Below are 13,169 nucleotides of genomic sequence, written 5' to 3'. Positions count from 1 at the left end.
ACCATGATAGATTTTGGGACAATTGCAACCGCGATGGTAACACCGTTTGATATAAACGGCAATATCGATTTTGCAAAGACAACGAAATTGGTAAATTATTTAATTGATAACGGTACAACAGCAATCGTGGTAGGAGGAACGACAGGAGAATCTCCTACATTAACTTCAGAAGAAAAAGTAGCGTTATATCGCCATGTCGTATCTGTTGTCGATAAAAGGGTGCCCGTAATCGCTGGAACAGGTAGCAATAATACGCATGCTTCTATTGACTTAACGAAAAAAGCAACAGAGGTTGGTGTTGATGCAGTAATGCTAGTAGCACCGTATTATAACAAACCGAGTCAAGAAGGAATGTATCAGCACTTTAAAGCAATTGCTGAAAGCACGCCGCTTCCGGTTATGCTATATAATGTTCCGGGACGATCTATTGTACAAATCTCCGTTGATACAGTTGTTCGTTTATCAGAAATAGAAAACATTGTTGCGATTAAAGATGCAGGCGGCGATGTGTTAACAATGACAGAAATCATTGAAAAAACAGCGGACGACTTTGCAGTATACAGCGGTGATGACGGTTTAACGCTACCAGCTATGGCAGTTGGAGCGAAAGGTATCGTTTCTGTAGCATCTCATGTTATCGGAAATGAAATGCAAGAAATGATTGCAGCGTTCCAAGCAGGTGAATTTAAGAAGGCGCAAAAATTACATCAATTACTTGTAAGAGTAACGGATTCATTATTTATGGCGCCAAGTCCAACACCAGTAAAAACAGCGTTACAAATGGTTGGATTAGATGTAGGTTCTGTACGTTTACCACTTCTTCCATTAACAGAAGAAGAAAGAGTAACGTTACAATCTGTTATGCAATCTATCCCTCGTTAATAAAAAATGACCTAGTGTAGAACTAGGTCATTTTTTTATTGGTATGAAATCTTTTCTTCTCTATTCTCATCTAGATACATTCTTATAAGATCTATATTATGCACCTAACTAATCACTTTTTTGTTATGTATTGCAACATGTATAAGAAAATAATCGTACCCCTTTAAAGGAATTAAAAAATCATAGTCATTATAGAATAAACATTTGTATGAACATAATAAACTACCGGTTTTGTTTTTAGAGAAAATCCTTCAAATAGGATGTAATTCATAAAAAAACTCCATTTTGTAAGTGTTTTTGTTCAATTTTAGAAAAATAAGTCTTTAAAATCTATATTATGAAATAAATTTAGAGTATTTATAGCTATTTCTTCAAAACGATATGGGGTACGAAATCGGAGTAAATATAAAGGACATCAGTTCGATAAGTTTGTTGGGAATGCGTTCTTTTCCTTTTTCTTTCGCACGATTTAACTTGTGTTCTATTTCTTGTATCAGGTATAATATGGCTAAGTAGCTTAGTACGGGTATGCTTAGCAAAATTGGTAAAAATTATAATTTGATTACATTTTCATATCATATCGAATAAGATATTTGATTTATATAATGAAAGAGAGGTGAAACCTGGTTTAAAAAATAAACAAGGACATGATATCGCATAACGGTAAGGACATTCGTCTTGGACGGTGAATATATGGTGGTTGTAGAGTTTCCCCTGGTGTCTCTGCAATTTTAGTGAAATCAGTGTTTGAAAGATTTTTAAACCAGGCAACAACATGAAGAGAAAAGAGAATGAGTCTGTTAAAGTATTTGCTCTTGGTGGAGTAGGTGAAATCGGGAAAAACATGTACTGTGTTGAAATTGATTCTGAAATCTTTATTGTAGATGCAGGGTTAATGTTCCCGGGAGATGAAATGTTTGGAATTGATATCGTTATTCCTGATATTACATATTTAGTAGAAAACCAAGAGCGAGTAAAAGGTTTATTTATTACTCACGGTCATGAAGATCATATTGGTGGCATTGTTTACGTACTTCGTAAATTATCAATTCCAGTGTATGCAACGAAATTAACGGTAGGACTTATACAAGAAAAACTTGGCGAAGCGGGTATGTTAGGCCGTGTAGATTTAAAAACAATCGATTCAAATTCAACAGTAGAGTTCAATACTACAACGGTGTCATTCTTTGGAACGACACATAGTATTCCAGATTCTGTTGGTGTTTGTTTCCATACATCAAAAGGTGCGATCGTATATACGGGAGACTTTAAATTCGATCAAACTCCAATTGGAAATAGTGGAGCAGACCTTGGGAAAATGGCTCAAATCGGAAATGAAGGCGTTCTATGCTTATTATCTGATAGTACAAATGCTGAGCGTCCAGGCTATACAGGTTCTGAAAAAGAAGTTGGTGTAGAAATTTCTAAAGTGTTCTACGGCGCAGAAGGACGTATTATCGTTGCTTCATTTGCATCGAATGTACATCGTATTCAACAAGTATTTGATGCAGCTGCTGAAACAGGACGAAAAGTAGCGGTTGTAGGACGTAGTATGGTGAAAGTGGTAGATATCGCAAGACGTCTTGGTTATTTAGATGTTCCAGAAGGTATGGTTATTTCACTACAAGAAGTAGACAATTTCCCAGAGAAAAAGGTAGCTATTTTAACGACAGGTAGCCAAGGTGAACCGATGGCAGCCCTTTCTAGAATGGCAAAGCAAGCTCATAAACAAATTTCAATTCGTAAAGGTGATACGGTTATTATCGCGGCATCTCCAATTCCAGGTAATGAAATATCTGTATCAAAAATTATTGACTTGTTATTTAGAGCGGGAGCTGAAGTTGTTTATTACGGTGAAAGAAAAGTTCACGTTTCAGGTCACGGTAGCCAAGAAGAATTAAAATTAATGTTAAATTTAATGAAACCGAAATATTTTGTACCCGTACATGGTGAGTTCCGTATGCAAAAAGCACATGCATACTTAGCTGAAGATGTAGGTATTGCAAGAGAAAATATCTTTATTGTAGAAAAAGGCGATGTAATTGCTTTTGGTGACGATGAAGCAAACTTAGTTGGCAAAGTGCAAGCTGGTAATGTGTTAATTGATGGATTAGGTGTAGGTGACGTTGGTAATATCGTTCTTCGAGATAGAAAAATGTTATCTCAAGATGGAATATTAGTAGTTGTTGTAACACTGGGTAAAGATGAAAAGAAAATTATCTCTGGTCCAGAAATCATCTCACGTGGATTTGTATATGTACGTGAATCAGAAGCGTTAATTGACCGCTCTACAGAGATTGTACGTATGATTGTTGAGCAATCAATTAAAGAATATTCAATTGAATGGTCTATGTTAAAACAAAATATTCGTGAATTATTAGGGCAGTTCTTGTACGAAGAGACGAAGAGAAAACCTATGATTTTACCGATTATTATGGAAGTATAAAAAAAATCACCTTTACGGGTGATTTTTTTTCTTTTTTCACTCTATCGAATGAAATTTATAACTTAAGAAATACTAATTATATACGAGTGAAAGGGGATGCGATATGACAGAACGTGATCGTTATACAAATGAAGAGAAAGAGGCTGAGCCGAAAGAAACCGGAAAAGAAGCTTCAATAGTGGAAAAAATTCAGCAGCTTGGACAAACGAATGTACCGCAAATGAATGAATCACGTATTCATTGTTTAACAATTGTTGGACAGGTGGAAGGTCATGTTCAGTTGCCACCGCAAAATAAAACAACAAAATATGAGCATATTATTCCGCAAATTGTTGCGATTGAACAAAATCCGAAAATTGAAGGCTTGCTTTTAGTGTTAAATACAGTTGGAGGTGACGTTGAAGCTGGGCTAGCAATTTCTGAGATGGTCGCTTCACTTTCAAAACCGACAGTATCTTTAGTTTTAGGCGGAGGGCATTCTATCGGTGTACCGATTGCAGTTTCTACAGACTATTCATTTATTGCAGAAACTGCGACGATGACAATTCATCCGATTCGTCTAACAGGTCTTGTTATAGGTGTGCCGCAAACATTTGAGTATTTAGATAAAATGCAAGAAAGAGTCATTCGCTTTGTGACGAAGCATTCGAAAGTAACGGAAGATCGTTTTAAAGAGCTTATGTTTGCGAAAGGGAATTTGACGCGAGATATTGGTACGAATGTAATTGGTGGAGATGCAGTGAAGTATGGTCTTATAGATGATGTCGGTGGTATCGGAAATGCGATTCGAAAATTAAACGAATTAATAGATAATCGCGCGGATGATCATGTAGAAGGGACAATGTTACAATGATTTTATATACAATTATGCCAGAGCAACTCGTGTATCCAGCCGATTATTCGCAATGTGAAAGTCAAAAAGTCGTAAATATAAATGGTGTTGAATTAATGGTTTCAGAGGAAGAACATGGGTATTATTCTATTGTACGCGTGTTAAGTACGGATCCGCTTCACTACTTAGAGTTTCAGCCGGGACAGAAAATAACCTTTTAGCAAAAAGAAGGATTTTGTTTAGAAGCTATGGTATAATATAAAAAACAAGACGGTTGAGCAGCCATGAGAGGGCTGCTTTCTTCTGTTTATTTAACATTTTACAAGAAGTGTAAAAATAGAAGATATAAAGACCTGAAAAAATAGAGAAAACAAACATATAAGCAGAGTTTTTTAGGAATTTTTACTTATATGTAGATCACGAGGTGAAGAAATGGCAAAACAAAAGCAAAGAGGGACGAAGGCAAAGGCAAGACGTACGATAAAGCCAACTTTGTATTATGAAATCGTCGGTTTAACTCTTTTTGCACTTTCAATCATTACGATTTTACAGCTAGGCGTTGTAGGAAAATCGTTTGTGTTATTTTTTCGCTTCTTCTTTGGTGAGTGGTACATAATTGGTGTGTTAGGTGTAATAGCTTTATCCGTTTCATTCGTTATAAAACGTGGATGGCCGAACCTTTTAAATAAACGGTTAATCGGTTTTTATTTAATAGTATTGGCGATATTAATGTTTAGTCATATTACATTATTTAACCTTCTTACGAAAGATGGAGCAGTGCAAAATACTTCTGTTATTGTAAGTACGAAAGATAATTTCTTTCTTGAAATGAAAAAAGGGCCAGATAGCGTTCATTTAGGTGGTGGCATGTTTGGTGCACTTATGTTCGCCACTTGTTACTTCTTATTTGACGAAGTAGGAGCTTATATTATTGGTATTATTTTAGTTATTCTCGGTATACTTTGTATAACAAATAAGCATATTGGAGAAGTGTTAGCTCCAGTTGGTAGAATTCTTAGAAGTCAATTTCAAGTGATGCAAGGGGACTATAAAGATTGGAGAGCCAAAAGAACGGCTGAACAAACAGAAAAGAAAAAAACAACAAGAAGCACAAGGAGCAAACGTGCTGCAGAACATGAAGAAATTATTGAGCCGATGGAAGAAATCTCAATTGATCCTCCGATTATTTCGAATTTCACTGAGAATTATCCTGTAAATGAAGAAGAGGATAAACGAATTGAAGTAGAGGAAGAAGAGTTAATCACTTCACCGTTTATTGAAGAGGCTCCACCAGTTGAAGAGCCGAAGAAAAAGCGTGGAGAAAAAATCGTTGAATCGCTAGAGGGGGAAACACAAGCACCTCCTATGCAATTTTCAAATGTAGAAAATAAAGATTACAAGCTTCCTGCGCTTGATATATTGAAATTTCCAAAGAATAAGCAAGTTACAAATGAAAATGCGGAAATTTATGAGAATGCTCGTAAATTAGAACGTACTTTCCAAAGTTTTGGAGTGAAAGCGAAAGTAACAAAAGTACATAGAGGTCCTGCAGTTACAAAATATGAAGTGTATCCTGATATGGGAGTAAAGGTAAGCAAAATCGTCGGTTTAAGTGATGATTTAGCACTTGCGTTAGCGGCGAAAGACATTCGTATTGAAGCGCCTATTCCCGGGAAATCAGCTGTAGGAATTGAAGTTCCGAACTCAGAAGTCTCCATGGTAACGCTTAGAGAAGTTCTTGATTCTAAAGCTAACAATCATCCGGAAGAGAAGTTGTTAATAGGCCTTGGACGAGATATTACAGGTGAAGCTGTATTAGCCCGCTTAAATAAAATGCCCCATTTGCTAGTGGCGGGTGCGACAGGTAGCGGGAAAAGTGTATGTATTAACGGTATTATTGTTAGTATTTTAATGCGTGCAAAACCACATGAAGTAAAATTAATGATGATTGATCCGAAAATGGTAGAGTTAAATGTATATAACGGTGTGCCTCATTTGTTAACACCAGTTGTAACGGATCCGAAAAAGGCATCGCAAGCATTGAAAAAAGTTGTAAGTGAAATGGAGCGTCGTTATGAGTTATTTGCTCATAGTGGCACGCGAAATATTGAAGGATATAATGATTATATAAAAGAGCATAATAATCAATCAGAAGCGAAACAACCGGAATTACCTTATATTGTCGTAATTGTGGACGAGTTAGCAGATTTAATGATGGTTGCTTCGTCGGATGTAGAGGATGCGATTATGCGTCTAGCGCAAATGGCTCGTGCTGCCGGTATTCATTTAATTATTGCAACGCAACGTCCATCAGTTGATGTCATTACGGGAGTTATTAAAGCGAATATTCCGTCACGTATTGCATTCGCTGTATCTTCTCAAACAGATTCTCGTACAATTCTTGACGGCGGTGGTGCAGAGAAACTGCTAGGTCGTGGGGATATGCTATTTATACCAATTGGTGCATCGAAACCTGTACGTGTACAAGGTGCGTTTTTATCAGATGATGAAGTTGAGAGAGTTGTAGAATATGTTATTGGTCAGCAAAAAGCGCAATATCAAGAAGATATGATCCCGCAAGATGTTCCTGATACGAAGCAGGAAGTAGAAGATGAATTATATGATGAAGCAGTTCAGCTCGTAGTGGAAATGCAAACAGCCTCTGTTTCTATGTTGCAACGTAGGTTTAGAGTTGGTTATACCCGTGCTGCCCGATTAATTGATGCAATGGAAATGAATGGTGTAGTAGGTCCGTATGAAGGTAGTAAACCACGTGAAGTGCTCATTAATGATGTACAAGAAAAAAGTTCATAAAAAAAGCCTAATTGTTTTTACAATTAGGCTTTTTTATATGCTGGTTTTGTTATATACTATATTCAGCGTTAAAGAAAGGGCTTACATTTAAGGTGGTTCTTTAGAATACGAATACTTTTGTATGGTTTTTTGTGAACGTTCGATATTTAATGTAGAAAAATGTTAAATTTTGTTGACACGTATGGGAGCAAGTGGTAAGATTACTTCGAAAAGAATCACTGCCTCATATAATCTTGGAGATAAGGTCCATAAGTTTCTACCTGGCAACCATGAATTGCTAGACTATGAGGGGAAAAGTGTGTAACAAAGGATGTAAGAGATCTTTGTGCCGAACTTTTTCTCGCTATGAGGAATGTTTATGGTGCAAAGTTTTTTTTATGCAGTAAAGAGTGAAAATTTTATTTTAAAAAATTATTAATATTTATTCGACAATTATGCTTATTTTTAGTATTTAGCAATTTTTATTATGTTGTAAGTTGAAAAAAGAGAAAAGAAGTCTTACATCAGAGGTCGAATAATTGAAATGCGGGGGAGTCTTATGTCAGTAAAATCCGATAGTCGTCACCTATATTTACGGGTGATTGATCACATCAAAGAAAAGATTAAAGATGGGGCTTACAAAGAAAGACAAAAGTTGCCATCAGAGTTTGATTTAGCGAAAGAACTTGGCGTAAGTAGAGCGACTTTAAGGGAAGCGCTGCGTATTTTAGAAGAAGAAAATGTTGTCATTCGTAGACATGGTGTAGGAACATTTGTAAATGCAAAACCGTTATTTTCTTCTGGGATTGAACAACTTTCTAGTATTACAGATATGATTTCTAGTGTGGGGAAAACACCAGGAACTATCTTTTTATCATCATCTACAACAAGTTTAACAGAAGAAGAAAAAGAGAAGTTTAATAGTGAAGATGGTTTTAATGCAGTGATGATTGAGCGTGTGCGTACAGCAGATGGGGAACCTGTTGTATATTGTATCGATAAACTTGCAAAAGAAATCTTGCCAGATTTATCGGGATACAACGAAGAATCATTGCTTACAGTGATACATAACAATACGCACAAACGTATCACATACGCAGTTGCTCATATTGAGCCAATTGGCTATCATCCGAAAATCTCACCGATTTTGGAATGTGAACCGGAAACGGCACTGCTAGTATTAAAACAAATGCACTATGATCAAAATGATGAGCCAATCTTATATTCTATCAATTACTTTAGAGCTGATAAGTTTAGCTTCCACGTACTAAGAAAACGTATGTAGGTAAGTTCCTTTTTAGGGAGGTGACAGCAAGAAGTTAGGGACAGCAGCGTATAAAAAATAGACAAATCATTTCAGGAGGGGTTTCTAGTATGAAGAAAAAAACAGGTCTTTTATTATCATTAACATTAGCAGCAAGTGCGGTGTTAGGTGCATGTGGTAACTCGGATAAAGCGAGTAGCGACAAAAAAGAGTTTAAAGTTGGTATGGTTACGGATGTTGGGGGCGTTGATGACAAATCATTTAACCAATCAGCTTGGGAAGGTTTAACGAAATTTGGTAAAGACAATAATTTAAAGAAAAATGAAGGATATCGTTATCTTCAATCAAGTAAAGATGCTGATTATATCCCGAACTTAACGAAGTTTGCGAAAGATCATTATAACACAACATTTGGTATTGGTTACTTAATGGAAAAATCAATCGAAAAAGTGGCTGAGCAGTATCCAAAAGAGCAATTTGCGATTGTAGATACAGTTGTAGAAAAGCCAAACGTAACAAGTATTACATTTAAAGACCATGAAGGTTCATTCCTAGTTGGTGCTGTAGCAGCAATGACGACAAAATCAAATAAAGTTGGTTTTGTTGGTGGCGTGAAGAGTCCATTAATTACAAAATTTGAATCAGGTTTCAAAGCTGGTGCAAAAGCAGTAAACCCAAATATTGAAATCGTATCACAATATGCTGATGCATTTGATAAGCCGGAAAAAGGATCAGTATTAGCTTCAGCAATGTACGGTGGAGGCGTTGACGTAATTTATCATGCTTCAGGTGCAACTGGTAACGGTGTATTCACAGAAGCGAAAAACCGTAAGAAAAAAGGTGAAAATGTTTGGGTAATCGGTGTTGACCGTGACCAAAATCAAGAAGGTATGCCTGAAAACGTAACTTTAACTTCTATGGTAAAACGTGTTGATGTTGCAGTAGCAAAAGTAGCACAAGAAGCGAAAGATGGTAAATTAAAAGGCGGTAAAGTAGAAGAATTCGGTTTAAAAGATGACGGTGTTGGTATCGCGAAAACTACTGACAATGTGAAAAAAGTAAATCCAGAAATTTTAACAAAAGTAGAAGAGTTCGAAAAGAAAATTACTGATGGTGAAATTAAAGTACCTGCAACTGACGAAGAATATAAAGCATATGAAGCTTCTCTAAAGAAATAATAATAGAGAAATAGCAAAGGTTAGTTCATAGAACTAACCTTTGCATATATAAAAATATCTTTAATAGAGTGTAATTGGGGAGTGTTCCCTGCTAAAAGGAGGAACAAAATGGAATACGTAATTGAGATGAACAATATTACAAAAGTATTCCCAGGCATTGTAGCGAATGACGATATTACGCTGCAAGTAAAACAGGGAGAGATACATGCTTTACTTGGAGAAAATGGTGCAGGGAAATCAACACTGATGAATGTGTTGTTCGGTTTGTATCAACCAGAACAGGGAGAGATTAAAATTAAAGGAAATCCTGTTAAAATTACAAATCCGAATATAGCAAATGACCTTGGTATTGGGATGGTCCATCAGCATTTTATGCTTGTTCATAATTTTACAGTTACAGAGAATATTATTCTTGGAAATGAACCGAAGAAAAACGGGAAAATTGCTGTTGAAGAGGCTGCAAAAGAAATTAAGCAATTATCTGAACAGTATGGTTTAGCTGTTGATCCACATGCGAAAATTGAAGATATTTCTGTTGGGATGCAGCAAAGGGTTGAAATATTAAAGACTCTTTATCGTGGTGCAGAGATTTTAATATTTGATGAACCAACTGCGGTGTTAACTCCTCAAGAAATTCATGAGTTGATTCAAATTATGAAAAAGCTTGTGCAAGAGGGGAAATCTATCATTCTTATTACACATAAGTTAAAAGAAATTATGGAAGTTTGCGATCGTTGTACAATTATTCGTAAAGGTAAGGGGATTGGTACTGTTGATGTAGCGGAAACGGATGAGCATAAACTTGCAGAGTTAATGGTCGGACGTCAAGTGAATTTTAAAACAGAAAAAATAGAAGCTAAACCAATGGAAGAAGTACTATCTATTGCAAACCTAATTGTTCATGATACGCGCAAGTTACCTGCTGTAAAAGGCCTTGACTTAACTGTTCGTGCAGGAGAAATCGTTGGGATTGCAGGGATTGATGGAAATGGTCAAAGTGAATTAATAGAGGCGATTACTGGTTTACGAAAAGTTGAGTCAGGTTCTATTGCAATTAAAGGAAAAGAAATAACGAATTGGCCTGTTCGAAGAATAACAGAAGAGGGGATTGGTCATATTCCTGAAGACCGTCATAAACACGGACTTGTTCTCGATTTTTCTGTTCGGGACAATATTGTTTTACAAACATACTATAAAAATCCATTTTCAAAGAAAGGGATTTTAAACTTTAGTAAAATTACAGAAAAAGCGAAAGCACTTATTGAACAGTTTGATGTACGTACACCTAGTGAACAAACGTTAGCTCGCGCTCTATCTGGTGGAAACCAACAAAAGGCAATTATTGCACGTGAGGTAGATCGTAATCCAGATTTACTAATTGCAGCACAGCCGACACGTGGTTTAGATGTAGGTGCGATTGAATTTATTCATAAAAAATTAATTGAGCAGAGAGATAATGGTAAGGGAGTATTGCTTTTATCTTTAGAACTGGATGAAATTTTAAATGTAAGCGATCGAGTGGCTGTTATATATGAAGGGAAAATTGTAGCAATTGTGGATGCGAAAGAAACAAATGAACAACAGCTTGGATTATTAATGGCCGGCGGGACAGGGAAAGAGAAGGTGAACACAAATGGCTAAAAAATTTTTAACAGAACGAACAATTAATATTTTAGTACCTGTGTTATCCGTAGTTTTCGGTTTACTTGTTGGTGCCATTGTAATGTTAGTTAGTGGATATGATCCAATTGTTGGATATGCCGCGCTTTGGGAAGGGATGGTTGGCAATCCACAAGCTATCGGTGAGACGTTGCGTACGATGATTCCGCTTGTATTAGCTGGTCTTTCAGTAGCATTTGCATTTCGTACAGGTCTTTTCAATATTGGGGTGGAAGGACAGTTATTAGTTGGGTGGCTCGCTGCTGTTTGGTTTGGATATGCAGTGTCGTTACCAGCAATTTTGCATATTCCGTTATCTATTTTAGTGGCGGCAATTGTTGGCGGTTTATGGGGCTTTATACCTGGATATTTAAAAGGGAAACTTAAAGTAAATGAAGTAATTGTTACAATTATGATGAACTACATTGCACTTTATGTTACGTATGATCTTATTAAACGTTTTATCCACGAAGGTAATGAAAAATCTTATGACGTACAAGCAAGTGCTTCGTTAGCTTCTGATTGGTTATCTTCATTGACAGATGGATCTCGTTTACACTGGGGAATTATTGTGGCTATTATCATTGCGATTGTAATGTGGTTCTTATTAGATAGAACAACGTTAGGGTATGAATTAAAATCGGTTGGTTTTAACCAAAATGCCTCTCAATACGCAGGAATGAAAGTATCGCGTAATGTTGTATTATCAATGACAATTGCTGGTGCTTTTGCAGGAATTGGTGGAGCTATGGAAGGATTAGGGACATTCCAAAGTATGACAGCAATGTCTTCGTTTACTGGTATTGGATTTGATGGGATTGCGGTAGCACTTTTAGGCGGAAATAATCCATTTGGTATACTATTAGCAGCTTTACTGTTTGGTGGTTTGAAAAGTGCAGCACCACAAATGAATTTCGAAGCAGATGTACCTTCGGAGTTAATTAACGTTATTATTGCATGTATTATTTTCTTTGTAGCGTGCAGTTATGTTTTACGCTGGGCACTTACACGCATGAGCAAGGAGGGGAAATAAATGAGCTTTTTAGATATTTTAGCCATTCTTGTGACGGGTACGTTATATACGGCAGCGCCACTTATTTTTACGGCGTTAGGTGGAGTGTTCAGTGAACGTTCTGGAGTTGTAAATATAGCGTTAGAAGGTTTAATGTTATTTGGTGCATTTATTGGTATTGTTACAACGTTATTAATGGGTGATACGTGGGGATCGATGACTCCTTGGATTGCATTATTATTTGCAGCAATTGGTAGTGGATTGTTTGCACTTCTTCACGCAGTAGCATCCATTACATTCCGTGCAGATCAAGTAGTGAGCGGAGTAGCAATTAACTTCTTAGCACTTGGTTTAACAGTATTTGCGATTAAGAAAATCTTTGGCAAAGGACAAACTGATTTCATTCAATACCGCATTGAAAAAATCGATGTTCCGGGTCTTTCGGATATTCCGGTAATCGGAAAAATCTTTTTCTCTAATGTACCGTTAACATCATATATTGCTATTATTTTAGCGTTTGCCGTTTGGTATATCATTTATAAAACGCCGTTCGGTCTTCGTCTTCGTGCGGTTGGTGAGCATCCAATGGCAGCGGATACGATGGGGATTAACGTATATAAAATGCGTTATATTGCAGTTGCTATATCTGGAATGTTTGCAGGAGTTGGTGGAGCGGTCTTCGCTATGTCGATTTCTGGTAACTTCTCAGGTGCTACAATTACTGGACAAGGTTTCTTGGCGTTAGCAGCAATGATTTTCGGTAAATGGAATCCACTCGGTGCTCTTGGAGCGGCTCTGTTCTTCGGATTTGCTCAATCATTAGGAATAACAGGCGGTACAATTCCAGTACTAAAAGAAATTCCAAGTGTATTCTTAACGATATTGCCGTATGTATTCACAATATTAGCGCTTGTTGGTTTTGTAGGTCGTTCTGAAGCTCCAAAAGCATTAGGAACTCCTTATGAAAAAGGAAAACGATAAGTATAAAAAAAGCTCGCACATTAGTGCGGGCTTTTTTACATAGACTATATTTAATACGGAATTTTACTATGTTCCTTACATATTACAGTTTTTAGAAAGGGCCTAATGTAAGTATAGTGAGG

General features: G+C 36.6%; 10 protein-coding genes and 1 riboswitch. All 10 genes read left to right on the top strand.

The features are described 5' to 3' along the window. The first annotated feature begins 3 nt into the window (after nucleotides 1-3). Complete coding sequence (dapA, locus tag ACTFR9_RS11085; RefSeq protein WP_000564761.1) at nucleotides 4-882, top strand: 4-hydroxy-tetrahydrodipicolinate synthase; 879 nt, start codon at nucleotides 4-6, stop codon at nucleotides 880-882. Nucleotides 883-1,657: 775 nt separating this feature from the next. Continuing rightward, on the top strand, nucleotides 1,658-3,328 hold the full coding sequence (locus ACTFR9_RS11080) for a ribonuclease J (RefSeq protein WP_000823084.1): 1,671 nt from the start codon (nucleotides 1,658-1,660) through the stop codon (nucleotides 3,326-3,328). A 103-nt stretch (nucleotides 3,329-3,431) separates the two neighbouring features. Next, nucleotides 3,432-4,181, top strand: a complete 750-nt coding sequence (tepA, locus tag ACTFR9_RS11075; protein WP_048557655.1) for a translocation-enhancing protein TepA — start codon at nucleotides 3,432-3,434, stop codon at nucleotides 4,179-4,181. Next, nucleotides 4,178-4,381, top strand: a complete 204-nt coding sequence (locus ACTFR9_RS11070) for a YlzJ-like family protein (RefSeq protein WP_229136212.1) — start codon at nucleotides 4,178-4,180, stop codon at nucleotides 4,379-4,381. The genes tepA and ACTFR9_RS11070 overlap by 4 nt, the downstream gene beginning before the upstream one ends. A 211-nt stretch (nucleotides 4,382-4,592) precedes the next feature. Continuing rightward, nucleotides 4,593-6,974, top strand: coding sequence for a DNA translocase FtsK (locus ACTFR9_RS11065; RefSeq protein ID WP_001118775.1), 2,382 nt, complete (start codon nucleotides 4,593-4,595; stop codon nucleotides 6,972-6,974). 203 nt (nucleotides 6,975-7,177) lie between these two features. Continuing rightward, nucleotides 7,178-7,279: riboswitch (purine riboswitch) on the top strand. Nucleotides 7,280-7,512: 233 nt separating this feature from the next. After that, nucleotides 7,513-8,238: a GntR family transcriptional regulator gene (locus ACTFR9_RS11060; RefSeq protein ID WP_000114176.1), complete on the top strand. Its 726-nt coding sequence runs from the start codon at nucleotides 7,513-7,515 to the stop codon at nucleotides 8,236-8,238. An 89-nt stretch (nucleotides 8,239-8,327) separates the two neighbouring features. Continuing rightward, nucleotides 8,328-9,395, top strand: a complete 1,068-nt coding sequence (locus ACTFR9_RS11055) for a BMP family lipoprotein (protein ID WP_000730595.1) — start codon at nucleotides 8,328-8,330, stop codon at nucleotides 9,393-9,395. 108 nt (nucleotides 9,396-9,503) lie between these two features. Further along, nucleotides 9,504-11,036, top strand: coding sequence for an ABC transporter ATP-binding protein (locus ACTFR9_RS11050; RefSeq protein ID WP_073535866.1), 1,533 nt, complete (start codon nucleotides 9,504-9,506; stop codon nucleotides 11,034-11,036). After that, on the top strand, nucleotides 11,029-12,087 hold the full coding sequence (locus ACTFR9_RS11045) for an ABC transporter permease (protein ID WP_440048968.1): 1,059 nt from the start codon (nucleotides 11,029-11,031) through the stop codon (nucleotides 12,085-12,087). Before ACTFR9_RS11050 ends, ACTFR9_RS11045 begins: the two co-directional genes overlap by 8 nt. Continuing rightward, nucleotides 12,088-13,047 carry an ABC transporter permease gene (locus ACTFR9_RS11040; RefSeq protein ID WP_229136210.1) on the top strand — a complete coding sequence of 320 codons (960 nt, stop codon included), beginning with the start codon at nucleotides 12,088-12,090 and terminating at the stop codon, nucleotides 13,045-13,047. It begins immediately after the preceding gene. The last annotated feature ends 122 nt before the right edge of the window (nucleotides 13,048-13,169 follow it).

It is taken from the genome of Bacillus cereus group sp. MYBK222-1, from assembly GCF_051916425.1.
Lineage (GTDB): Bacteria > Bacillota > Bacilli > Bacillales > Bacillaceae_G > Bacillus_A > Bacillus_A paranthracis.
The sequence above is the reverse complement of the archived record's forward strand: the minus strand, read 5'-3'. Positions and strand labels throughout refer to the sequence as shown.